The sequence below is a fragment of the Schlesneria sphaerica genome (assembly GCF_044336245.1).
In the GTDB taxonomy this organism is placed as follows: domain Bacteria; phylum Planctomycetota; class Planctomycetia; order Planctomycetales; family Planctomycetaceae; genus Schlesneria; species Schlesneria sphaerica.
Window position 1 is genome coordinate 156324 of record NZ_CP172346.1, and the last position, 25178, is coordinate 181501.

At 55.8% G+C, this 25178-nt stretch carries 17 protein-coding genes; 10 read left to right on the forward strand and 7 right to left on the reverse strand.

Annotation, left to right across the window (positions count from 1 at the left end; genetic code table 11):
* The first annotated feature begins 18 nt into the window (after window positions 1–18).
* The gene (locus ACGY09_RS00505; protein WP_397570068.1) at window positions 19–717 is read left to right on the forward strand and encodes a sulfite oxidase-like oxidoreductase; all 699 of its coding nucleotides are present in this window, start codon (window positions 19–21) and stop codon (window positions 715–717) included.
* A gap of 179 nt (window positions 718–896) precedes the next feature.
* Here ACGY09_RS00505 and ACGY09_RS00510 read toward each other — a convergent pair whose 3' ends face one another.
* The 5 genes from ACGY09_RS00510 to ACGY09_RS00530 form a co-directional block, all read right to left on the reverse strand.
* Window positions 897–2546, reverse strand: coding sequence for a TolC family protein (locus ACGY09_RS00510; protein ID WP_397570069.1), 1650 nt, complete (start codon window positions 2544–2546; stop codon window positions 897–899).
* 683 nt (window positions 2547–3229) lie between these two features.
* Complete coding sequence (locus ACGY09_RS00515; protein WP_397570070.1) at window positions 3230–5062, reverse strand: UbiD family decarboxylase; 1833 nt, start codon at window positions 5060–5062, stop codon at window positions 3230–3232.
* 125 nt (window positions 5063–5187) lie between these two features.
* Window positions 5188–7680, reverse strand: a complete 2493-nt coding sequence (locus ACGY09_RS00520; RefSeq protein ID WP_397570071.1) for a DUF3488 and DUF4129 domain-containing transglutaminase family protein — start codon at window positions 7678–7680, stop codon at window positions 5188–5190.
* A gap of 192 nt (window positions 7681–7872) precedes the next feature.
* Window positions 7873–9288: a DUF58 domain-containing protein gene (locus ACGY09_RS00525; RefSeq protein ID WP_373652040.1), complete on the reverse strand. Its 1416-nt coding sequence runs from the start codon at window positions 9286–9288 to the stop codon at window positions 7873–7875.
* Between the two features lie 233 nt (window positions 9289–9521).
* A complete protein-coding gene (locus ACGY09_RS00530; RefSeq protein ID WP_397570072.1) occupies window positions 9522–10841 on the reverse strand; it encodes a DEAD/DEAH box helicase in 1320 nt (439 codons plus the stop codon).
* Between the two features lie 919 nt (window positions 10842–11760).
* On the opposite strand from ACGY09_RS00530, the gene ACGY09_RS00535 reads away from it, so the two are divergent.
* The gene (locus tag ACGY09_RS00535; RefSeq protein ID WP_397570073.1) at window positions 11761–12411 is read left to right on the forward strand and encodes an NAD(P)H-dependent oxidoreductase; all 651 of its coding nucleotides are present in this window, start codon (window positions 11761–11763) and stop codon (window positions 12409–12411) included.
* A 225-nt stretch (window positions 12412–12636) separates the two neighbouring features.
* Here the strand turns inward: ACGY09_RS00535 and ACGY09_RS00540 are convergent, their stop codons facing one another.
* Window positions 12637–13803 (reverse strand): M20/M25/M40 family metallo-hydrolase, encoded by a 1167-nt coding sequence (locus tag ACGY09_RS00540; protein ID WP_397570074.1) that lies wholly within the window; start codon window positions 13801–13803, stop codon window positions 12637–12639.
* A gap of 396 nt (window positions 13804–14199) precedes the next feature.
* Between ACGY09_RS00540 and ACGY09_RS00545 the strand changes: the two genes are divergently transcribed.
* The 6 genes from ACGY09_RS00545 (at window position 14200) to ACGY09_RS00570 (ending at window position 22633) form a co-directional block, all read left to right on the forward strand.
* Window positions 14200–15879: a CocE/NonD family hydrolase gene (locus ACGY09_RS00545; RefSeq protein ID WP_397570075.1), complete on the forward strand. Its 1680-nt coding sequence runs from the start codon at window positions 14200–14202 to the stop codon at window positions 15877–15879.
* Window positions 15880–16102: 223 nt separating this feature from the next.
* Complete coding sequence (locus tag ACGY09_RS00550; protein WP_373652035.1) at window positions 16103–16588, forward strand: DUF1579 domain-containing protein; 486 nt, start codon at window positions 16103–16105, stop codon at window positions 16586–16588.
* A gap of 501 nt (window positions 16589–17089) precedes the next feature.
* Complete coding sequence (locus ACGY09_RS00555; RefSeq protein ID WP_397570076.1) at window positions 17090–18865, forward strand: methyl-accepting chemotaxis protein; 1776 nt, start codon at window positions 17090–17092, stop codon at window positions 18863–18865.
* Window positions 18866–19172: 307 nt separating this feature from the next.
* Window positions 19173–19475 (forward strand): hypothetical protein, encoded by a 303-nt coding sequence (locus tag ACGY09_RS00560; protein ID WP_397570077.1) that lies wholly within the window; start codon window positions 19173–19175, stop codon window positions 19473–19475.
* A 23-nt stretch (window positions 19476–19498) separates the two neighbouring features.
* Window positions 19499–20848, forward strand: coding sequence for a hypothetical protein (locus ACGY09_RS00565; RefSeq protein WP_397570078.1), 1350 nt, complete (start codon window positions 19499–19501; stop codon window positions 20846–20848).
* A 210-nt stretch (window positions 20849–21058) separates the two neighbouring features.
* Window positions 21059–22633 (forward strand): hypothetical protein, encoded by a 1575-nt coding sequence (locus ACGY09_RS00570; RefSeq protein WP_397570079.1) that lies wholly within the window; start codon window positions 21059–21061, stop codon window positions 22631–22633.
* A 144-nt stretch (window positions 22634–22777) separates the two neighbouring features.
* Here ACGY09_RS00570 and ACGY09_RS00575 read toward each other — a convergent pair whose 3' ends face one another.
* Window positions 22778–23260, reverse strand: coding sequence for a macro domain-containing protein (locus ACGY09_RS00575; RefSeq protein WP_397570080.1), 483 nt, complete (start codon window positions 23258–23260; stop codon window positions 22778–22780).
* Window positions 23261–23477: 217 nt separating this feature from the next.
* Here ACGY09_RS00575 and ACGY09_RS00580 point away from each other — a divergent pair, with 217 nt between their 5' ends.
* Both ACGY09_RS00580 and ACGY09_RS00585 read left to right on the forward strand, forming a co-directional pair.
* Window positions 23478–23933 carry a hypothetical protein gene (locus tag ACGY09_RS00580; protein WP_373652029.1) on the forward strand — a complete coding sequence of 152 codons (456 nt, stop codon included), beginning with the start codon at window positions 23478–23480 and terminating at the stop codon, window positions 23931–23933.
* 443 nt (window positions 23934–24376) lie between these two features.
* On the forward strand, window positions 24377–25063 hold the full coding sequence (locus ACGY09_RS00585; RefSeq protein WP_373652028.1) for an intradiol ring-cleavage dioxygenase: 687 nt from the start codon (window positions 24377–24379) through the stop codon (window positions 25061–25063).
* The last annotated feature ends 115 nt before the right edge of the window (window positions 25064–25178 follow it).

Genomic DNA, 25178 nt, shown 5'->3' on the forward strand with positions numbered 1-25178 from the left:
ATCTGAAGAGACTTGTGCATGCTGGAACGCGATCCTAAGTACCAGACGGGTGAACCGGAAGGACCGGAACAATATGCTCCGCCTGTGATTATCAGCCGCGACACTTATCGCGAGAATCGCATTCCTCCTGGGCAGTCGCGGACTCGCAAATGGCCGGTCCTGCAATGGGGGCGGATTCCCGAGATCCCACCCGAAGAATGGACCCTGGAGGTCACAGGACTTGTCGAACGACCCCTTCGATTCACGTACGAGGAATTCAGGGCTTTACCACGTGTCAAAGTCTTTTCTGACTTTCACTGCGTCACCCGCTGGTCGCGCCTGGGGAACGTCTGGGAAGGAGTCTCCGTTCAGGAGCTGATGAATCGAGCGGGGGTGAAGCCCGAAGCCAGATTTGTCGTTGCCCGGGGGAACGATGATGGCTGGACAACCAACATGCCGCTTTCAGACTTCCAGCAACCTGACGTCCTGCTCGCTGATACGCATGACGGAGAGGCGATCAGCTTTGAACACGGGGGACCAGTGCGACTGGTCGTCCCCCTTCTCTACGCCTGGAAGAGTGCGAAGTGGTGTTCGGAACTGGTTTTCCTGGACCACGACCAACCGGGCCTGTGGGAGCAGCAAGGCTATCACAATCACGGTGACCCCTGGCTGGAAGAGCGGTTTGGTTCCGAAACGCTGCCACCCGGCTGGAATGAAGAAGAAAATATGTCCATCTAAGAGAAACGGTGCACATGCTTTTGGGCACGTACACCGTTTCGGTTTTCAACTACGGACAGTGACACCCAACAGGGAAACGACTTGGAGGAGCCTTCTGCCTGCTGACAGGGCAGATGCGATCCGCGGAAGTGTTCAGCGAGTGCCGGGCTCAGTGCTGACACACAGCATCAGCAATTCACCTATTTCTCGGTCGAATCAGTTGGTTCGGGAGGCACGTTTGCAGGTGGAACTTCCTCGACGTGCGTACTTTCCATCGCGATATGACCGCCACGAACAACCGCTTCGATTCCTTCGAGGGTCTCGGCCTGGATCAGTTCGCCAATCTCGGTGAAGGCTTGCCATCTGACTCCCAGCGTGTTGATGTAAGTTCCGATCGACATCAGCAGCATCTGCTGCGCGTTGACAACGTCAGCAAATCCGACGATATCCGGCTGTTGCTGGTGTCGTTCGTAAACACCGCGATAAGCGCGTGCCTGGTCCGGGAGGACGTGGTCCCGGTAGAGTTGAATGACATTACTCGCATTTGCGTATCGCTCGATCGCACCTGCCAGAGCCGCAGCGAGTTCATTCTGAACGCGAGCCGTTTCCTGCGAATTTTTGATCAGCGTCGCCTGGGCATTCATGATATTACCCTGGTTCGCGTCAAAGATCGGAATCGGAAGGCCTGCCTGAACGTTGTACGTCATTCGGTAGATCGGGGCCGTCGTATGGTCTTTCTGCAAGGCTACGTACAGGTCCAGGTCGGGAATCGGAGTGACTTCCTGGAGCCGCAGGTTGATTCGAGCTTGAGAAACTGAGTTCTGTGCCGCCAGCACGTCGGTGTGATTCGCCAGAATGTAGGGGAGCGCCACATCGTAGTTGACGACCGGAGTTCCCATTTCTGGTGAACCTTCCAGTTCCCCGATTTCGAGGTTTGGCATCCCGACTGTGGCCGCCAGTTGTCGCCACGCGGCGTCATAGCGATTGCGCGACTGAACCAGTGCGGTTCTCGCCTGGAAGGCGAGTGCACGCAACTGAATGGGTTCGTAAACAGAGACCAAGCCTCCGCGAAGCTGGTCGAGCTGCACGTGGTAGACGTTATCGGTGAACCGTACCAGTGCTTCGGTGATCCTGACGTTCTCGCGTGCAATCAGGGCGGCGAAGTAGGCGCCTCGCACGCGGGTGATCAAGTCGACACGCGTTTTCTTCTGCATCAGTTCGGCGTTGAAGACGTCGACATTGCCGCGTGATTCGGCCAGTCCCAACTTGCCAGCGGTCTTGATCTTTTGAGCGACGAAGCCCCCGATATAGTTCGCGTTGGCGTTCGACCCGACTGTATCGGCCTGGAAGCCCACGATCGGGTTTGGCGCGAGCCCTGACTGGATCGCGTTACCTCGCATGGCCACGATGTTCGCTTCGGCCTGGGCCATCACAGGATTCGACGAAAGAGCCATCGCCTGGAGTTCTTCCAGCGAATAGACTCGTTGCTCGTCGTAAGGGTCCACCTGATTCGGGGCCACAGCGGGTAGCTCGGCGAAGTACTTTTCGATGTCCTTCGCCCGACTTTCCGCGTCTTCCGTATCCTGAGGGGGCAACGTGACTACCGGGGCCTCTGCACCGGGCAGCTCACTGGGAATTCGCAACCGTGTCGCCGCGCCGTTCCTCCGGGGGGCAGCGACGGTGTTCTGAGCCAGCACGAGGTTCGAATCAAGAACATCCGCAATCGACTTCGCAGGTTCCTCTGCTTCCTCCGTCGAGTTGATTTGCTGGATCGACTGCTCAATTTTCTTTTCGACTTCCGCCACCGATGCCTCACCGGGATTCATCTCTGGCGTTTTTGCAATTTTCATGTATTCGGCTTCCCGCTGCGCCTTCTGTCGGGCTGCGATTGCGGTCGCCTGCGAGCGGGAGGGAATTGGATACGGTGTTTTCGAATCGACAGTCGTAGGTGTGATCCGTGATGCAACTCCTTCAGTCAGTCCCCCCTGCGAGGACATGCACCCGCTCAAGACAGACAGCGAGAGAAGTGAAATGGTGCCTGTGCGCCATTGAATTCCTGGTCGTCTACCTGAATTCACTTGGAATCCCCCCTTATCGACTTTAACGCAACTGATGCCAAACCTGGGTATGGCGATTGTACGATGGCTTCCCGATGTATCGACGACGCCGGAAACACGGCACAAATAAATCGGGGAACATCTCTATCAACGCGTTGGAAATCGAAGTTCGGCGAAAAGATGTAACGGTTGTTCCGTTTACGTGGGGTGTTCTGCCGGTGAGCCTGGGTAAGCGTGGCGGGGTTTTCCGATGCTTCGTTCGACGGCACGGCTCCAAACGCGGGGAAGACGACTCAAAGCGGTGCAATTTTCAGGTTGTCAGGCGGATTCTGCCTGTTGGCGAGTGAGTTTCGCGTTTTTTTTGCCAATCCAGTTGCCTGAGACAGGGAAAATACGCCAGTACAGGCACTGACTCGGTGGACCGTACGAAAGAGCGCTTCGAAGCAGAAATCAAATGCAACCAAAGCAGAGACGGCCTAGAAAATGCCGTGCAACGGTTGCCCGGGAGCGGCTAGTTCGTCGATTCGCTTCGTGACTTTCGGGTCTTCGATCAAGGGTGGAGCATGGTGTGGTTTGCGGCGGGCGTCGATCACCAGTGAGCCATGACAGCCCCAGTGTTTATCCTCGATGAAAGAGTCCAGACCGTCGATGTCCACCGCAGGGTTCGACCGGGTAAAGGTGACCCAGAGCCAATTTGACAGGTTCTGTGCAGAAAAGGCGCTGTCGTCGACGAGCACGATCAATGGAAATGGAGCCAGCATTTCCTTCAGCGGGGCGGCCTTGGAACAGAACTGATCAAGCCGTGGCGTTGGTGCGGAGCCCGCGTTGCTCTCGACCACCAGCACACCTGGCATCACGATGCGGGGATTCTTGAACCCGTCCGGTAAACGGAAGTCTGAGGGGAACTCTGTTCCCAGGCTTCGACGTGGTCTGCCCGCGGCAGCGATGACAACTTTCGACCCTTGGTTAAAGCCACCCCCGGTGTAATCGAGTGTGTCGATCGTCGTCCTGGTCTGGAAGTGCAGGTCCCTCGTCCAATCTACTCGTTCCAGTACATGCCGGAAATAAGCGGGCATATCATGGATATCGAGCTCTGGACGGTCCTCGTGTGCAACGATGAAAAGGTACTTCGCAAGTGATAGCTGGCCCTGCCCCAGAATGGCATTGGCGATCGTAAGCAGTTCTTGCGGCGTCCGTTCCGAGGCGTATGGAACATATCGTTCACTGCCAATGGCCAAAAGAAGCGGATGGACGCCTGCGGCATCAACGGCGTGGATTGCTTTGACCCCTGGAAGCACTGTCGGGATGATCGGGCCAGTGATTTCATGAATGATCTCGCCGAACGACGTATCTTCCTGCGGTGGCCGACCCACCACGGTGAATGGCCAGATGGCCCCGTCCCGATGGTAGACGTGATCGACTTCAAGATACGGAAACTGGTGCTGAAGGCTGTAATAGCCCAGGTGGTCGCCAAACGGACCTTCCCGTTTGGTACGACTGGGATCGATGGTTCCCGAGATGCAGAAGTCTGCGTCAGCATAGATGGGCAACTTGCCCTCCTGACAAATCATGCGAACGGGACGCCGTCCCAGGGCGGCAGCGAATAGCAGTTCCGACAGTCCTTCGGGCAGCGGCATGACAGCCGACAGCGTCATCGCGGGGGGGCCCCCAACAAAAATATTGACCCGAAGCTTCTCTCCCCGCCGGACCGCAGCAGCGTGGTGCACGCCGATACTGCGATGAATCTGGTAATGAAGCCCGACTTCGCGGTTGGGAACGTACTCATTTCCAGCGATCTGAACACGGTACATCCCGAGATTGGAATTTTTGAACCCGGGATGATCTGGATGCTCTGTATAGACCTGCGGCAGGGTAATAAAGGGCCCCCCGTCATCAGGCCAGCTTCGCAGTTGTGGCAACTGGTCCAGGGTTGTCTCATTGGCGAGCACGGGTCCACGACGCGTTCGCCGGATCCACATCGACCACAGTGTGGCGGGAACAGACCCGTATCTCCACGGGCGACGGGCGAATTGGCCGGGATCAATTTTCAGTTCCACCAGACGCCTTACGGCGTCGAGCGAGTCGCGGAACATGAAACGGGTTCGTTCCAGTGTGCCGAACAGATTTGAAACCATGGGAAACCGGCAACCTTTCACTCGTGTGAAGAGCAACGCCGGGCCATTGGCTGCGTAGACACGCCGCTGGATTTCTGCCGCTTCGAGATTGGCGTCGATCTCTGTGTCGATTCGGACGAGGTGACCGTTTCGCTGGAGATCCTGCACAGCATCATGGAGACTTCGGTAACCCATACGTCGATCGACTTCCTTCAAGAACGGTGATCATTTCGCCCAACGACATCAGCCCTGCTGGACAATGACTCATGTCATACGCGCTGGCCAGTCGGTGGCCGTTCGCACAAAATCGTAAAGCACCCTCACTTTGAGGACGGTGGGGGCGAACTGTTACCCGCTTCCTGGGCTGTGTCTGCGTGGTTCGCCAGTGCTTGTGAGAACCGTGCCAGCAGGTCTTCGACCCGACGGGCTTCCGGGGGAGAGAGCGTCTGTTCTCCGAAACGAACTTGATAGAACAGTCGGGAAATCTCGTTGGGAAATCCGTCGATCCCTGCGGAACTTAGTTCTGATGCATACGTCCGCGTTACGAGGTCCGCAAACTCGCTCTGTGTCTGGCTGGGGCCACGGTTCAGCCCATGCCTGTTCAAGAGCTTAATGAAGCGTTCGTAGAACTCGACAATGCGATACTTCTGTTGCGACCGACGGCCCGATTGACCTCCCCACCAGGTTCGAATCGCATTGAGGATTCGGCGGTATATCCAGTGCAGTCCGACCAGCGCGAGCATGAGCGCCAAGGCGAACAGACCACCGCCAATGCTGAACCACTGTTCGCGATTTCTGAGCAACTCGACAAAGGCTTCGAGAGCGGATTGGGGTGACGCAATCAGTTTTCGGAACAGCGTGAGCAGTGACATCGCAAGCTCACGCATCGGCTTGTAAATGGACTCTTCCTGACGATCGAGCGACATGTTGAGGATGTTTTCGGACCATAAGCCAGCGAGGGTCGACTGCATTTCAGTCCAGATCGATCCTTTTTTTGCTGACATTGCGGCAATGCTAATGGATCGTTCTGCTGCCGGAGTGGCATCCAACGTCGTCCAGCCGTTGTCGTCAATCCATGCTTCGACCCACGCATGGGCGAATCGTTGCTGAACCTCAAGCCATTCCCCCCGGTCGGGGTTAGGAATCCCCCCTTTGTATCCGGTCACGACTCGTGCTGGAATCCGTTCCGCACGCAGCATTAACGCCAGTGCGGTCGCAAAATACTCGCAGTGTCCCGCTTTTCGGTTGATCAGAAAATCCTCAACCGGATCAATACTGGGGTCCACGATGGACAAGTCCAGCGAGTATCGGTACTCGCCCGAATCCCTTAGATGTGATTCCAGAGCCTGGGCGATTTCCATTTTGGTCAGTTCGCGCGGGGTTTGATCCCCTTCCGCTTTGCGCAGTCGCTCTTCTTCCTCCTCGACGATCCGGTGAGCGATCCCCTTCAACTGATCCATCTTCTTGGGAAGTCGGGAAGCTTTGTCGAGATACCGCGTGCGCAGATAGGTGTTTCGAATCGAAGGTTTGACCGGTTGCTGGTAGTGAAGTGGGGTTTTTTCGGGCAACCCCGAGAAAACGCTATAGGCGACCGGGCCTGTTTCCGATTTCGGGTCACTGCGCATTACGATGTCGGTCATCTCGTTCAGATTACCGTACATCTGACGCCGTGCATCCAGGACCATCAACGGATGTCCCATGCAGAAGAGGACCTGCGAGTCGTTGGTGTCACGTTGGATTTGCTGTTCGATGTCCCATGCAGCATCAGACCGTTCGAATGGCTTGCGATGCAGGCCATCCAGGGAATCAGATGACCACATTCCGCTGTTGTAGTGAGTGAGAATTGTCGCGCGAAACAGCGGTTCGACCAAACCCAGGCGTTCAGCGTATTCCTGTGCAGAAAGGACTTTTCGAGACTTCAGATCGACGATCTGAATCTCGAACACCCGATCGAGACTTTCGAGAATTGGCCCCAGATCACCCAGCCGAATGGAACTTGACAGTCCGGTTTTGCGGCTGGTTGCGGGCAGTCGGTCGGGATCGTTATTCAGTGTGACTGATGCCCCGCTCCAGACGCGGGGAATGAAGGCAAAAAATGCCGCGCTGACCACCAGTGCCGAGCACGTTGTTAACAGAACTCCGGTGACGAACCGTGCCGTCAACCACTGTGCCCCCCCCTCGTGCTGAACGCTTCCGTGGACTTCACTCTGCTGGGGTGTCCCGTTTGTCGACGGAAGCTGGGCAGTGGGAGGTGCGCCAGTCGCTACTGCAAACCGGATCTGCTCTTCTTCTTTGAAATGCTGTTCTGCGCGCCACAGTGAAAAGATTGACAGTGTCCAGACCGCTCCAAACGTGTAGAGCAACGCACAGAAACCAAACCAGCCCTTCGTCGTCAGGACCGAGGCGACGGCGAGCTGCAGAATTCCCAGAGCCATCAGAAACCAGTACAGCCGCACGGTCTTCTGTTGAAAGAGGACGATCCAGGTGGCGTAAAGCAAAAGATGCGTCCCGGCGAGCAATTTTCCTTCGTGGTTTTCACTTGAGAACTCATACCCGGTCGCAATCAGAGCCGCGATCCCCAAGAGATTCGCCCAGCCCGGCTTCAAGCCAGAGGCTCCGTTTGCGTCCTTCGCCCGGCGATGCTCGGTGAGCAGATATCCGCAGGCGACGACAGGAAGTGAGAGAAAAGGGAGCGCAATTTTGTACTGGTGGATTCCGTAACTGGTCCCGTCGGTTTCCGCAAATCCCAGAATCATCCCCACCAGCACCGTGAGGCTGTAAAGACTGACTTTGAAGACGTAACCAAGGTCCATAATCGTTCACGTTGTGTAAGGCATCCGATTCCATGGAGGGCGCTCAGGCAAGTGGCCCCTCCCGAGCAAATTGTAGCAGCCGATCAAGCCAGCCCCCTGTTTGCGGTCTTAATTCCACGGGGGCTCATCTTCCACACCCTCATCAAAGCAGGATTTCGGTACTTCTCGGCACGACAGAGTATAGTGTCAGGATCAGACTTCGACACTTCGCGGGGATCTGGTCGCAGGTCGATAATCTTCAAAAGTCAGCAGATCGTCCTCGCGAACGTCATTCAGGTTCAGCAGTTCCACGCGCGAGGTCAGCAGGTTCTGATACGGCAGGCCCGCTTTGCGCGTGGTCACGATCAAAATCTGAGTTGTCGTCGGTAACTGTTGCAGCTTGGTTCTAACGACCTCAACCGCCTCTGTGGCGGGTCCCGGTTGGAACAACGCGAGTCCGTCGAAGAGAGACTCCAGACTGCTGGAAGTCCCCTGGCCTTCCCAGTCGAAGCGGGATTCACCGACGGCTGTCAGCGAAAGATAGCCATCACGACATTCCCGCCCTCGTTCAATCAGCAGCGAGGCCACAAAGCTCAGTGCAAAATCAACCTGCTCTCGCGTCATGACCGTGTGGAACGACTCACCAAACAGGTCCACAATGATGGCAAGAGTATGCTCCCGATTCTGATGGAACTCACGCAGAATCAGTTGACCTCGTCGCGCCGTGGATCGCCAGTGGATCGCGCGAGGATTGTCCCCCGAACGAAATTCACGCAACTGGTTGAAGTCGTCCTGGAACAGTCCCAGATTTGGTGACTTCCTCGAATTCAATTCGGTCGCACCCCCGAGGCGCTGGCGCCAGCTTTGAGAGACGCGGCCGATGCGGGGATAAATCAGGATTTCGGAAGTCGTTGCGAAGACCCGGCTTCGCTCCACCAGTCCCAGCGGAAAACGGGAAGCCGCGCGAATGGGTCCGAGCACGTAGCGACCGCGACCGCTGAGACGTAACTGGTACTGTCCCGATTGGGTCGTTCTGGACGAGACGCGTGAGAACAACACGGAAGCCGAAAGGGTTTCTGTTTCGTGAACGATTTCGTCCGTGACCGTCATCATCCAGAGGGCGAACCACGGACGAGAATTGCGCAGGGTGATCTCGACGGAAAACAGTTCTCCCTGCATCGCCCGGACGGGAACTTTTCGGCGTACTCTTGCTGCCTGGAGCATGCCGAATGTCATCCAGCCGTTGATCACGAAAGGCCCGGCCATCAAGGCAAAGACCAGCAGCAGCGTATTCTGTTTCGTCAGCATGGCGCCCGTAAACAGGACGATGATGATACCCAGATAGGCCCAGCCTTCGACCGGGATCGTCATACGATGCTGACTGACGATGAACCAGAGCGGAAATTTGAAGCCGGATCGCTTTAAGGTCTGGAAGACACGAATCGCCCCGGATGCGCCGATCAGGACGACGACGCCACGAAAGAAGATGTGGCCGGGTACAGACCAATTCCGGGCAATTTGAGGTGCTCGAAAATAGACCGCCGTCAGCAGCAATGCCACAACGATCGGCAAGATCCCCGCAAAAGGACTTCGCTTCGAACGGTTCGTCGACAGGATGGAATCAGACATTCACTGCAACCGACTAACGAAGAAACGGACTGCGAGCGACTGCGAAACGGATTACATGCAATCGCCGATGGGGCGTCCAGTCTACACCCCGATTTTTGTCTGTACAAAAGAACATCGCCTGCTGCAAGGAAACTTGCAGCAGGCGCTCGATGTCAACTCAATGCACGCTCGGTTGACGAGGGGGCACTTCGCACCGGGGACAACATGATCTGTCGCACCGGGCCGAAATGAGTTTACCTGCTGCTGTAATCCCGGCGGCGGGGGGGACCACCTGCCCGACTCCCCTGGCCAGGGCGTCGATCACCCATCGCCCCTTGGGGTCGCCGTGGGGGCATCCCGTTCGTCCCATCGGTCGGACGTGCTGGACGGTGCGGTTCACGGGTTTCAAAGTCGTGCTTGATTGCAGCAACAGGAGCAATCACCAGGTTTGGCGTCTTGGCGACTTCGATCGGCTGGCGGATTGCTCGCTCAATGGCTCGCAGTTTGGATCGTTCGGTTGGATCGCAGAAGGACATCGCGATCCCCTTCGCGCCTGCTCGACCCGTTCGTCCGATTCGGTGGACGTACGATTCGATTTCGGCTGGCAGGTCATAGTTGATCACGTGGGTGATCCCGTCGACATCAATTCCGCGAGCGGCGATGTCGGTTGCGACCAGCACTTGCAGTCGGTTCGACTTGAAGTCCGCCAAGGCGCGCTGGCGTTTGGCTTGTGACTTGCCGCCGTGGATCGTGTCGGCCCGAATTCCCGCCTGCATCAAGTGACGCAGAACCTTGTCGGCGCCATGCTTGGTACGGGTGAAAACCAGAGCTCGAGCAATTTCCGGCATCGTCAGCAGCGTCTGAAGCAGACGTGGCTTGTTTGATTGCGGAATCATGAACACCGATTGCTGGACTGTTTCCGCAGCAGTCGCAACGGGCGTAATTTCGACCGTGACGGGATTGCTCAGCAACGAGGTTGACAGTTCGCGAATTTCTCGCGGCATCGTGGCCGAAAAGAATAACGTCTGTCGAGCTTTGGGAACTCGTTCGGCGATGTGACGAATATCGTGGATGAAGCCCATGTCGAGCATTCGATCTGCTTCGTCGAGCACGAATGTTTCGACGTGGCTGAGGTCGACATGACCCTGCCCGATCAGGTCACACAATCGTCCCGGGGTAGCGACGACAATATCGATTCCGCGCTGCAGAGCGCGCACCTGCGGAACCTGACTGACACCCCCGAAAACCAGCGTGTGACGAATATGGGTGTTCTGGCTGTAGGCCAGAATGCAGTCGGCAATCTGGATTGCCAATTCTCGAGTGGGGGCAAGAATCAGCGCCCGAATTGGACGACGAACCTTCGCTGAAGGAACGCCAGCTTCCACCAATCGATGGAGAATTGGCAAGGAGAATGCGGCCGTCTTGCCAGTACCCGTCTGGGCGCATCCGAAAAGGTCGCGTCCTGCTAACGCGTGCGGGATTGCCTGTGCCTGGATCGGCGTAGGGGTTTCATAACCTTCTGCTTTAACTGCATTCAAAATGGGCTGACAAAGCCCGAGATCAGAAAAACTCAACGAAAACTCCCAGCGGACCTATCGGAAGCAGAACAACGATGCGAGAGATGCACCGGGCAATGGGTCTCCGTCCTCACTACGATGAGTCAACACAGCGTGGGCGACCGCCCCGCCATCAGGCAAGATCACGAAAAGAGACTTCGTGGTCCTGCGACGACTCAGCTTGCAAGGAAACGATACCCGCCCCGAACACCGTGCTTCGCGCCATTGTTATGGCAGGAGGCCGCGTGATTTAAGGAACCCGCAAGTCGAGGATCTTCTATTGAATCGTCCCGTCGCGCATCGCAAGCGGGTCGTCTCGCTAGTAAAGCCCCTCTTCCAACGCAATGCTTGCGGGGATCAGGACGAGATGTGTCGGACGCAAACCGCGTCCCCATTAAAACCCATCGCACCCTGAAAGGGTTTATCCGATGGCACATTCAATCGTCCAAAGGATAGAAGAGCCGAAGCTCGTGAAATAGGAGTATAACCGGGAACTGAAAAGAGTACAGAGGGAACAGATCATTTCGTGCGAAATTTGCAGTACCGCAACCTCTCATTCCCCTTTTGCAACCGAGTCACCGGGACCGTCAGGTTCCCGAATAGCCCCACAGACGGGAATACCGGTAGGGTCCACAGCACCCGACAACCTTTGCCCGACATCCTCTGGGGGCGAGGGCACAAAAACAGATGACGTCCCCCCCTCCGCTCGGTGAATTCCCGCAGATCGTGGTTTGGCAGAGATCCGAGTTTGAATTCCACCTCATGGTCCCGCATCCCTCGTCCCGAGCACGCTCACTTCCCGTGAAATCATGAGATTCACGGAGATTTGCGGTACCGGTGGGACTTGATGTAAACCTGCCGGGGCCTATCATCCTTTCGACAGTTCAATCCCAGCCTCGTACGCAATGAATCCCAGTTCGCCGGAGTACCGTCCACAATGTCACCCATTGCCAGCGACATCGTCGAAAGACAACTCGAATGGCGGTACGCGACGAAGATGTTCGATCCTACCCGTGTCATTCCTGACTCGGACTGGAAGAGACTGGAGCAGACTCTGGTCCTGACGCCGTCGTCGTTTGGGCTGCAACCATGGCGGTTTCTGGTGGTGACGGGTGCCGAGACCAAGGCCCGGCTGAAACCCGCCAGCTGGAATCAGGCACAGATCGTTGATGCGTCGCATCTGGTGATTTTCGCCATTAAGAAAGATCTCAGCGCCGTCGAAATCGACCGGCATCTGGAACGCATGGCCGAAGTCAGAGGGGTCGCCGTGGAATCGATGCAGGGACTGCGCCGTGTCATGCTTGGGGCTCTCCATAATCCTGCGTTCGATATCAACGAGTGGGCGAGCCGCCAGGTCTACATTGCGCTCGGATTCTTCATGGCTGCCGCCGCAATGATGGGAATCGACACGTGTCCCATCGAAGGTTTTGAGCCCGCCAAATACGATGAGATTCTCGGTCTGACGGAGCATGGCTACCAGTCCACCGTGATCGCCGCTGCCGGCTATCGTTCTGATGCGGACAAGTATGCCCGCCTGCCCAAAGTTCGATTCAGAACGGAAGATGTCATCCAGAACGTCGTGAACTAGATCACTGGATCGACCGAACACGAATCGATTCGGTCGATCCTCAGTGGCAGTCCCGGTTGACGCATCCATGCTTAGGACCGCTTCTTTCCGGGCATCCGAGCCCCATCGAGCACGCTTGATTACCGCGTCGTTCACTTCTGATGCCGACACGTTTCGAACTTCGGGGGGCAGTGCTTATTACCAGTTGGGTGTGACCGAGCGACGCGGGAAAGTGCGCGGCGTGCCTCAGGTTGCGTCTGTTGCCAGAATCAAGGCGATCTGGCAGGCCTGCAGGAAGCTGGGGATGTGCAGTGTTTCATTCGTCGTATGAATGTCCTGCTGACCACACCCGAGAGTCACGGTGGGGAGACCGTGTAGTGCCATCCAGTTGGCGTCGAGTCCGCCATTGCCAATCCGAGTCTGGGCCGGCAGTCCAATTTTCTTCGTCGCGGCGAGTGCCCGCTGGACGACGGCCGAGTCGGCTGGCAGGCAGAAGGATTCGTATTGAAGCGTCGAATTGAACGTGACTCGGCCTGTTTCACCTTTGCTGGATCGGATTTCGCTTGCGGCGGATTCAAATGCCGACCGGTAAGCCTGGACAATCGTTTTGCGAAATTCAGGATCGTGGCTGCGGGCTTCCGCTTTGAGAGAAAGTCGGGGAGTGACCACGTTTGTGGCCTCACCCGCGTGAATGATCCCGACGTTACTGGTGCCCCGGTTCGTCCCCTTCTCGATCAGGCCGTGCCAGCCATTTTTTACCAGATTCGCAATCGCTAATCCCGCAATCGCGATGGCACTGACACCTTCTTCGGGGTGAACGCCAGCATGACTGGCAACCCCTTCAATCTCGACTGACATGGCGTAATCACCCGTCGCTCCGATGCAGATCTGCGACGGATCGCCTCCGTCCCAGTTAAAGCAGAGTTCGGGATTGCCGAGCAAATCCGCCGAAACATGGCGGGCTCCATATAGGCCAATCTCTTCCTGAACAGCGAACAGCAGAGTCGTTGGCGGATGTGGCAACTTCTTCTCAAGAATCTCGAGAGCCGCCGTCATGATCACGGCGACGCCTGCCCGATTGTCACCTCCCAGCCCCGATTCCGAATTCAGCGAGACGATCGATTCTCCGCGGACTGCGGGTTGGGAACCAACACAAATGGGAACCGTATCCACGTGCGCCATCAGCAGGCGACTGGGGCCTGCAACAGAGCCTGGCAACGTGACGATCAGATTACCAACTTGACCCCCGCCCGGAATCCGCTCATTGGCACCGTCATCTTGGAATGCCGACGCGGGAAGCCCAGCCCGCATGAGACGATCTCGGATGAACTCCATCACGCGCCCCTCTTCGCGGCTGCGTCCCGGAATCGCCATCAATTGCTGGACAAGTTCAATCGCGGCATTGGCTTCCATCTGGTACTTCTCGAAAAGGAGGGATTCAAACAAGGCTCAGTTGCAGCGACTTCAAGCCTGACGCGACAGGGGCACGGGTAAACGCAGTAGGCCGTCCTCAATTCGCTTGAGCCTGGCGGGATCACCTTACCGACTTCACCCGGACCTGCCAACGAATCCCATCCGTCAGCGCATCGATGTTACACCGCTTCGATTTTCAGTCAGGTCAATTGATGGGGATTTCCTGCGGTTGGTCGCTGCAGGAGACATCATTTCTGGTGGGCAGGCGGGGACGGCCAACACCGATTCGAGTTCATCCGAACCGGGCAGAATTGTTGCTGGCACAATTGGAATAACGGTCGCTGATGCGTATGTTCCACTGCTGACAGTTCTGGAGTTACTAACAGGAGGAATTGCATGTCGTGGTCTCGTTGGCTGGTCATCACGGTTTTGGGTCTTTACTGCATCTCAGGGCAGCTCACTGCGGCAGAGGGTGTTGACCTGGGAGGGGTCACTGAAAAGCATGTCATGATTCCCATGCGGGATGGCGTCCGGCTTTCCGCCTTTCTCTATATCCCACCGGGCGAAGGACCGTGGCCAGTTCTTCTCGAGCAGCGATATGCAAACGCGAATGAACCGGGAACGCAGAAGTATCTCGCCAATCTCGCCAAGACAGGGGGCTATGTAACCGTACTCGCCAATTTTCGAGGGTCACAGCAGTCCGAAGGAGATTGGCGCGGCTACCGGTCGCTGGGCTGGGGGGAGCGTAAGGATGGATACGACCTGGTCGAATGGCTGGCGATCCAGCCGTGGTCGACGGGCAAGGTCGGGACCTTCGGCAGCTCGCAAGCCGGATTCGCTCAGAACTTTCTGGCAGTGACCCGCCCTCCCCATCTGGCTGCTCAATACATGATTGATACGGGGCTGAGCCTGTTCCACGAGGGCTATCGCATTGGGGGAACGACACGACCCGAACGATTCAAGACGCTCGATAAGATCGCCCGGGTTCCGGAACACAATCGCGAATTGCTCGCCGAATGGTTTGCTCATCCAACGTATGATGCGTATTGGGCCGATGAAGATTGTACGCGGTTCTTTGATCAGATGGATGTCCCCTGTTTCACTGTTGGCAGCTGGTACGACTTCATGTGTGTCGGTTCGATCGACAGTTTTATCGGTCGCCAGCATCGCGGTGGACCTCACTCGCGCGGGATCCAGCAACTGCTGATTGGCCCGTGGCTGCACAGCCGGTTTAAAGAAACCAATCAGTCCGGGGACCTGACGTACCCTGAGAATGCAAAGTTTGCCATGGATGCGCACATGCTGCGGTGGTTCGATTACCACTTGAAAGGAATCAATAACGCTGTCACGCAGGAACCGACAGTCCGTTACTATGTGATGGGAGCTGTGGGTGAGAAAGGAGCCCCGGGAAATGAATGGCGTACATCGTTCGACTGGCCTGTCGCGGCGACGCCAACTCCCTATTTTCCTCAAGCAGATGGGACGCTCAAACTGACTGCCGCAGCCTCCAGTGACGCCACCGTGAGCTGGAAGGCCGATCCGTTTCATCCGGTGCCGATTCCGTCGATCGCGTTTCCGGGGGCCAAGGATGCCCGTGAATTTGAAAAGCATGCCGATGTTCGCGTTTTCACGACGGAGGTGCTGGATCAACCCGTTGAGTGGACCGGCAAGGTGCAGGCGGAACTCTACGTGTCGTCCGATGCAAAAGACACGGACTTCATCGTCCGGGTCAGCGACGTCTACCCCGATGGTCGCTCGATTCTGATCATGGACTACGTCCGCCGAGCACGCTACCGAGACGGATTTGACAAGGAAGTATTCCTCAAGCCGGGTGAAGTTGCCAAAGTTGCCTTCGATGTGGGTTGGTTAAGTCAGATCTTCAACAAAGGTCACCGCATTCGTGTAACGGTGGCAAGTACCGGGGCACCGTTTTTCGAACCCAATCCGAACACGGGTGAACCACTGACGATTGATTTCCCGGCAAATGCTGTGGTGGCGACGAATTCTCTTCATGTCAACCAGCGACACGCTTCGAAAATCATGGCTCCCGTTGTGCCGACGACTGTCTCAAAGTGATTTTCAAAAATGTTGTCGATTCACCTTTGGCCGTTTCGACTAAGGGTTGAATCCTCAATTTTTGAAGTCAGGGGACGACATCCTCTCTTGACCGCTGTGCTGATGGTCCAACCGAACTCTGTCAGTGGGATCATGGCCAGTCCGGGAAATGAGTCGGTGTCGCTCGCCTGCTTCTCAAAGCGGGCCTCAACTCGAGTCGACCGTCCTTACAGTAGGAAAAACCATGGAAATTCCAAAACCGCTCAAAGAACACGAATGGCTGCAGCAACTCGTCGGAACCTGGACATGGGAGGCGGAGTGCGATGGCGGCCCGGGACAGCCCCCTGTCAGAAATACCGGGACTGAAGTCGTTCGTTCTCTGGGTGGGCTCTGGACCGTCGGGGAAGGGGCGAGCAAATCTCCCGAAGGGGAGGAATGTAATATGATCACGACACTGGGATTTGATCCTGCAACCCAAAGGTTCGTGGGAACGTTCATCGCATCGGTCATGACCCACCTGTGGCCGTACAACGGTACACTGGACGATTCCGGAACTGTGCTGGTTCTCGATTCTGAGGGGCCCGGGTTCTCAGGCGACGGAAAACTCTGTCGGTATCAGGACACAATCAAGATCGTCGACGCCGATCATCGCATTCTTTCGTCGCAAGTCATGGAGGAGAGCGGAACCTGGAAACACTTCATGACCTCCCACTATCGACGCCTTAAGTAGTCTCACCAGACCTTGAGACTACCACTTTATGAGTCTGTTCAGGCGGACTTGCATTTGCCGTTGGAGAAATTCCCCAACGGCAAATGCTCTTTATGGCCACGCTGCCGGAAGTTAATTCAAGTGGTCTGTTGCAGACTCAACTGACGTACCGGGGAATGCATTTCGGCCTCATGGGGAACGGCTGCCCTACCCTCGTCCGGGCTTGCTGCTCTTCGCAGAATGAGTTCCGTAAGAAGCGTAAAACTCGTCTGAGTCGAATGTTGTGGATTTCCATCCGCTCGGGAACGACATGCATCGGGCTGGATTCACTTCCACATAACCTGCGCAGACACCCTGGATTGCGATTCGTCCCGCCACATACTTCTTGCAATCAAGTATTTTTGAGGTAGGGTTGGAATTCTGGATCAATTAGTAGGTGAGCACCTATTGATTCCTGGGAGCACCACCGATTCTGGTGGCCAGTTTAATAGTTCGCCCGGATATAGTCAGACGGAGAGACGTGTGGCCACGACAGATCGCCCGAACCGCGCAACCCCTGTGCCAAGATCCGCCTCAGCGGCCACAGTGCGCAAGGCGGAGCAGGAGCAAAAGGCGGCTATCGCTGAGGCGCTGATCCGCGCTCAGGCCATGATCGAGTTTGATCTGGAGGGCACGATCCTGTCGGCGAATCCTCTGTTCCTGAGCGTGATGGGGTATCAATTCGACGAAATCCAGGGCCGAAATCACCGCATCCTCGTCGACGAGGAGACTCGCGACAGCGCTGAATATCGCGAATTCTGGAACGCCCTGCGGCGTGGCGAGTTTCAAGCTGGCCATTTTCGCCGTCTCACCAAAGGCGGAACCGAGGTCTGGTTGCAGGCAACGTACACCCCGATCAGAAACAACAGTGGAAAACTGGTCGGTGTTACCAAGTTCGCGACTGATGTGACGAAGAAGACCCTTGAGTACACAGAAAAGATCGGCATCACCAACGCTCTCAACAAGTCGCAGGCGATGGTTGAGTTTGAAATGGACGGCACGATCATCACCGCCAATGAAAACTTCCTCAAAATCGTGGGCTACACGCTGGATGAAATTCGAGGGCGGCATCATCGGATGTTCGTTGAAGAGGCCCTCCAGTACAGTCCTGCCTATAGGGAATTCTGGGAAAGCCTCAATCGAGGCGAGTTTACCGCGGCTCAGTACAAGCGAATCGCGAAAGGGAATCGCGAGATCTGGATTCAGGCAACTTACAATCCCATCCTGGATCCCAAGGGAAATCCGATCAAGGTACTCAAAATTGCTGCTGACGTGACCTCGTCAGCGATTGAGCAGGCCCGTACAAAGGAACGCGAACAACTGCTTCAGCAGCAGCAGAACGACGCGAAGCTCGAACTCGAACGGAAAGTTAATTCGCTGTTGCAAGTCGTCACGGCGGCCGCGCAAGGCGACCTGACGCGCGAAAGCGGAATTCAGGGCGATGATGAAATGGGGCGGCTTTCTGCGGGATTGCAGCAGATGCTCGCAGATTTGCGGAATGTGATCGCCGAAGTCGTCGAAGCGGCAGATCAGCAGAATCAGAGTGCCCGGACAATCGCGGAAAGCAGTTCCAATCTCAGCGAAGGGGCGCAGACTCAGGCTGCCTCGGCCGAAGAGATGACTGCGGCGGTGGCACAACTCGTCGAATCGATCGAAACCATCTCGAAAAATGCAGCCGAATCCAAAACGCAGGCCGAGGAAACTGTCGCACTGGCCAAGGCTGGCGGAGTGACCGTGACCGAGGCCGTGAACTCGATGCAGTTGATTCAGAAATCGAGTGAACAGATCAACGATATCATCCAGGTCATTAGCGAGATTGCCAGCCAGACGAACTTACTGGCCCTGAACGCGGCAATTGAGGCGGCACGTGCGGGAGAACATGGACTGGGGTTTGCCGTCGTCGCCGACGAAGTTCGCAAGTTGGCGGAACGCTCCAGCGGTGCGACGAAAGAAATCACGGAACTGATTAAAGCCTCGTCGCGACGTGTGATCGAAGGGGCGGAATTATCAGGTAAAGTTGGTGACTCACTGAAACTGATCGTGAGTGCCGTTGATCGAACGGCGTCAGGGATCGCGCGGATTGCCGATTCGACAGAAACCCAGGCTCAAAGTGCCGTGGAAGTCAAAGGGGCGATCCGGGCTGTTTCGCAAACGAGTGAATCAACAGCGACCGCTGCAGAAGAGATGGCGGCGAGCGCGGAAGAAATGGGAGCCCAGGCCCATACGCTGCGTGAACTGGTCTCGAAGTTCCGTGTTTAACTTCACAGGGGGGCAGTACCTCGACCCGCGCGTGGCGTCAGAAAAGACTCAGCTCCTGTCCTTCTCCTCTCGATAGTGCTCTCCGATAGACGATCATGGCTCATATAGAAAGTTAACAATTTCGACAGCTTGGCTGTTCCTAGCCACAGTGCAAAGCAAGACCCGGTCACAGAGCCATTTACCGCGAGAAACTTAGTAAAGCGAAATTTCGTTCTGGCGCATTTTTCTGTGAGCCAGAAACGCAAAGTGTCCGTTGAGCATCCTGCAGTTGCACATCACGCAAAAGTGCCATTCCAGGAACTCGACAGTGCTCCGGTCGCTCCCTCCCCATCTCATGGCTCTGGTCGTACTGCTGGTCATTGTCCTTTGGCTGATGATGCTTCGCTACTTTCGTCGCAGCCCCTCTCTTCAACGGTTCGTCTCTGACCTGTTCGGTGACACCACTCCCGAAAATGCTCTCTGGGCGTTCGAGCTGGCTAAGGCCCGACTCGCTAATCACCTCCTCGATCCCGATCTGGATCAACTTATGAGAGAACGGATCGAGCTGGCGCTCAGCGGTTCGAATCCCTCCCTCCCTTCAGCTCCGTCCGCACCCAAATCGCAGTCCTAATGGAGAACATCATGGAATACCCGATGGCGAACCAACCTCGTTCCTGGTTCGACTTCGCACAGGCTGGGCTACCCTACCTGGCAGCGACGCTGGGAGTCTTGATCATGCTAATTTGTGTTCCCTTGGTGATCCAATGGAACAATGAAGAGCATTATCAGATCGTCGAGTTCCCCAATGGTGATATCTCAGTCATCGACACCACGGGTTTTCACAGTCAGGCGTTCGGGCAGGTCTTTACCTATCCCCGCTATGTCGACACATATCTCTCGAAGTCCGGTGATCCGATGAGTAAGGAACCGTCCCGGCACGTCGACACGTCCGTTCGTGTGACTTTCAATGACGGTGGCTGGGGATTCATGTCCAATCACCTCAAGTTCCAGATGCCTGTCACGCGAGAGAAACGCATCCAGCTGCACCGTCATTTCGGTGAAGGGGGTGAAGCGGCGATTCGGGAAGCGATCGGTCACCACCTGATCAACTGTCTGAAGAATACCGGGCCATTGATGTCTGGTTCAGAGCACCAGTCCCAACGCAAAGCGGAGTTCTACCAGGTCGTTTCCGACCAGTTGAGCAAAGGCCTTTACACGATGGAAAGGGTGAAGCAGAAGATTGAGCGTGGAGAGAAACTTGACGGGTTCGGCGACGATCAGGATGTCCAGTATCTGACGCGAATCAAACGTGATGCCCAAGGCCAACCAGTTCTCGCTGCTGTCTCTCCTTTGACGGAGTACGGTATCACCGTTGTCCAGTACAACCAGACGGACACGATCTACGATCCCGACACCGTGACGCAGATCAACGCCAAACGAAACTCATATCAGTTGGCAGAAGAGGCCAAGGCGGGGGTTGAAAAGGAACACCAGAAACTGCAGGAAGTCGTCGAGAAAGGACGGCTTGCCGTTGCGAACGTCGAAGCCGAACAGCAGAAGACCAAGAAAGGGATCCTGGTCAGTGCCCAGAAAGACCTGGACGTGAAAGAAATCAATCAACGCGAACAGATCACCGTCGCGGAACAGGCCGTGGCAGTCGCCGGGGAAAAATTGAAACAGGTGATGACTGAACTTGAGACATCCAAAATCGCCGTCAAGATTGCGGAAGCCGAAGCAAAGTCCCTGATTTCCTTGAGCGAAGCAACGCGAGCCAAACTGGATCAGGGAGGAGCCCTATCTGAGCGGGAACAGATGCTGGCGAAAATGCGGATGCAGCGCAATGCGGCGATTGCGAAATCGATCGCAGAAATACCCTCGCCGCGGACAGTCATCCTGGGGGACAGCAAATCAGGCCCAGGCGGATCCAGGTCTTCGACAAATGAGACACTGATGAACCTCATCATGCTTCAGCAATTAAAAACAGAGGGACGCACGCAGCCCTGAGGTAGTGCTTCCGAGTCACCAGTGCGTTGGCGATGACGATCCGGGTGAGTGCCGGGATCGTCACTGAATGATCAACTCCGTCAGACAGACTCGCGGCGGGCGATGTGCTGGCAGCATATTTTGCCATCGGGACATTGAAGTCAGCAGACGGACGGACAGCGTCAACCGTTGCGCATTACTGAATGGGCTTCTCACGAAGGAATTACGGCGATGAAATCTCACATTCTCAGTCGAAGCGTACTCGTGTCTGGATTCAGTATCACGTTTCTGTTCGTGTTATTTGCGACCTTCTTTGCCAAGAACCAGGCCGACCACTGGCAGGTGCTGCAATATCCGAACGGGCAGGTGGAAATTCGTAATCGACCGGGCTGGTACCCGACTTATTTCGCGCGGATCACCACCTATCCCCGCATGATCAGCGTTTATGGGACGAAAGATTCGCGACCGGAATCGCCCGGTGACGATTCGGTCAAAGCCTGGTTCAACGATGGGGGAACGGCGGATCTTTCTTGGGTGGTCCGAGTAACAACCCCCTGCCCTTCTGAAGCGGAAGAGGAAGATCCACAGTTGATGGAAACGCTGGTACAGAAGCAGCGAGAGTTTCATCGGCAGTTTACGGGTAACGTCGCCAACGCGAGAAATGCCGTGAGATCGGCCGTCCGAAACGTGATTCAGCAAACGGGACCGATCATGAGTTCCACCGAAAACCAGAGTGCCCGCAAAGGGGAGTTCTGGCACGAAGTCAACTCACAATTGAAAGATGGCATGTTTGCGATGAAGCCGGTGGTGCTGAAGACCAATACCAGCGTCTCGACCATGCTGAAGGCGATGAAGAAAGGGAATGAGCAAAGTCTGGCGTCCGACGAACCTGCGACCGGCGGAACGACGGAAGTCCTCGTCGCGAAAGTAGAGCCAGGTCGACAGGCCATTGGCAGTGTTCTGGAAGAAAGATCGATCTCTGCTTCCGAGACGGTGATGGCGGCGGAAATCGTACGTGATCCCGTCACGGGCAAGGGGGTGATCTCGTCCCCGTCCGCGCTTGAGCAGTACGGCATGAAGGTTCTCCAGTTTTCCATTCTCGACACAGACTACGACGAAGAGACCGTTAAGAAATTCAGTGCCAAAAAGCAGCTCTATCTCCAGGCGGAGCAGTCCAAAGCGGCAACGATCCAGAACGTGCAGGAACGCTTCAAGCGCGTTGCCCAAGGGGAACGTGAGATTGCCGAAGAGCAATGGACTGCGGAAAAAGACCGGGCCGAGAAACGAATACAGGCAGAAACGACTCAGGAAAAAGAACTGACAATCAAAGAGACACTCCGCGTCGAAGCCGAGACAAAAGCCTTGGTCGCCGTCGTGGAGAAGAAACTCCAGGAGACGCTTCAAAAGATCGCCGATGTCAAGTCGCAGATCGCTGAGAACGAAAAGCTCGCGGCCGAGATCGGTGCGAAGGCTCGGGAACAGGAGATCGAAATCGCCGGTGCGATTTCCGACCGAGATCGCGGTTTGGGGGAAATCCAGGTCAAGGAGATTGAAGCGGTTACCGCGGCACTGCGAAAGCTGCAGGTTCCCGACACCGTGATACTGTCGCCCGAATCGCTGCAAGAAAATTCAGGTACGGCGATGGAGCAGGCTCTTCCGAGTCTGCAGTTGCTGAAGACGTTTGGGCTGCTGAAAGGAGACAACGAGTTCAAGATCCCCCCTCGTCAGCCGACATCCAAGGCCGACGTTTCGACGGCAAATGCGATTGCTGTCCCAGCCGTCAGGGAATCCTCCGTTCAGAAATAGAAAACGCAACCTTATCGCGTCATGAGCACTCGTGGTGCAGAATTTTTCTTCTGCACCACGCGTTATTAAATTGGCATCGGAAATGGAGTTCTGTCCCTCGCAACTCGAACCCATCTATTTCAATGCATCTCGGGTCCCCTACTGTCAGTGCTTTGTTTTCTTGAACACAACGACCTTTACGGCGATGGGGACGTCGGATTTGCCAAGTTCGTCCAGCATCAACAATTTCGCCCGTTCGTGATTGAAGCTGCCGGATCCCGCGCCGATTACCGGAAATGCAATTGAACTGAATCCCCGCTCATGTGCTAATCGCAAAGCGTTAGTCACCGATTGCCTCACGGAATGCTCAGTTGCCACCCACAGTAAATTGATGCCCGCAACGTGGATGATCGCTTTGAAGGGGAGCTTTCCCGCAGAAGTCAGAACGGCACCCCCAAGAGGGATCATGCCGTGCCTGGCAACTTCCCGGAACGGTTCTGTTCCACCTCGCCGTTTGATCGCTCCTGAGACTCCCTGCGGCAGTAATAGCCACCATGGAATGAAGTTTCGATTCCAGGTGTTGACGATTACGTCCACATCCTGGTCAAGGATGTCCCCCTGCACGACTTCGACTCGAGTTGCACACATTGACGGTGACCGGGCCTTTCGGGAATTACGGCAGCCTTAAAGTTCAAAGCAAATAAACATGATGGTCATACTGCGGCAATCCACCCTATTGATCATTACCCGATTTGGACGTCAGCGTGTTTGATCAGTCGACAATCAGCAAGACACGGGTCATCTTGTTGAGCAATCTACCTGCCCATGATCAGGGCTAGACTACCGCTCTCTCGCGAGGTGTGCTATGGCTGAAGGATTCGTCCGGCTTCGTTCTTACTGGTCACCCGATGAAGCGCACCTCGCAAAGTTGCATTTGGAGTCGCACGGAATTCAGGCAGAACTTAATAATGCAAACTTTGTGGCGACATCGTGGATCGATGCCAATGCTGTCGGAGGGGTCGTGCTGCTTGTCGAAAAGGCGGATGTCGAGGAGGCAGAACAGCTTCTCGATATTCGATCACCCGTACAGATCGATGAGAGCCAAGAGCTCACTGGTCGGGATTCAGACCAGGGCAACGACAACGCCGAAGAGGGCACAGGAACCGGAGACGACGATTCCAGCGCGAACGGGGTCCTGACCGGATTTCAATCTCTAAAGCGCCCCATTCTCTGGACGTGCCTCTTTCTTCTGTACACACCGCTTTTGATTATGCTGATCGGCTGGATGGTCAATGTGGTTGCGGCAATCCTTCGGCGGTAGGCCTGATCAGACCTCAACCCGCCATAATCGATGCCAGCGACGGCGGCCCATGACTGGGGTGCACTGTCGTTGTGGCGCACGATTTCAGTACCCGCTGTGACGAGCGGTTTGCCTCAGCGGTCTGTGATCTGAAGCAATTCCATGCTTGCTTTTTTATCCATTCAGAGCGAACGGGAGACGGGTTTATTTGAATCGAGAGATGTCAGGGGATGGACTGATCCGCTTGATTCCGTAAACTTTTAGCGAGACAAAAAGGGAAAACGCCTGGTAGAATTTACTGCTAGCGTTGCCCCGGGGGCAATCGATCATTCCACCTCCACAAATCCTTTGTTCGTGCCAGGAACTCGATCGACCACTTTGAGTCTTCTGTACTGCGAGCGACCTGTTCGGCCTTCCAACCGGCGACCGCTCGCCCTTCAAGTCAATCCGCTGAAAGGTTGCTCATGTCTCAATGGTCTTCGATCCGTTCTCGACGAGGCTTTCTTCGTAACGTTGCCTTCGGCTCGGCCCTTTTCACAACACCCGGGCTTTTCGCCGAGCAGTTGTTCCAGACCCCTGCTCTGACTGAAGGGCCTTTCTACCCGGACAAGCTGCCGCTCGATCAGGATAATGATCTGCTGATTATCAACGACAGCGTCACCCCCGCCGTCGGTGAAATCACGCATCTAACCGGCCGCATCCTCGACACGAATGGGGCGCCTCTTAAGGACGCAACCATTGAGATCTGGCAATGCGATGCCAACGCGGTCTATCTGCATTCGGCAGACAGCACACCCAAGAAGAGTACGCAGGACAAGCACTTCCAGGGGTTCGGTCGCTTCACCACGGGGTCAACCGGCGAGTATCGATTCCGCACAATCAAGCCCGTTCCTTATCCCGGCCGACCTGCTCCGCATATTCACATCAAAATCAAGCAGGGTGATCGAGAACTTCTGACGACTCAACTGATGATCCGAGGTCACGAAGGAAATGTCCGCGACGGTGTCTTTAATGGGACTCGCGATCTCATTGACCGCGAGTTGCTCATGACAGATTTCAAGCCGATCAAGGAATCCACGATCGGAGAACTTTCGGCTGTCTTTGACATTGTCATTGGTCGTACTCCGGATGATAACGCCAGACTCCGGTAATTTGCCGCCGACGGAGTTCCATACGGTTCCAGATCGTCGGGTGAACTTATCGTTCTTGACAACACCGATTTGCGATCCGTCAGCCGTCGATGGGAAGGCAGGAGCATCTGTCGAG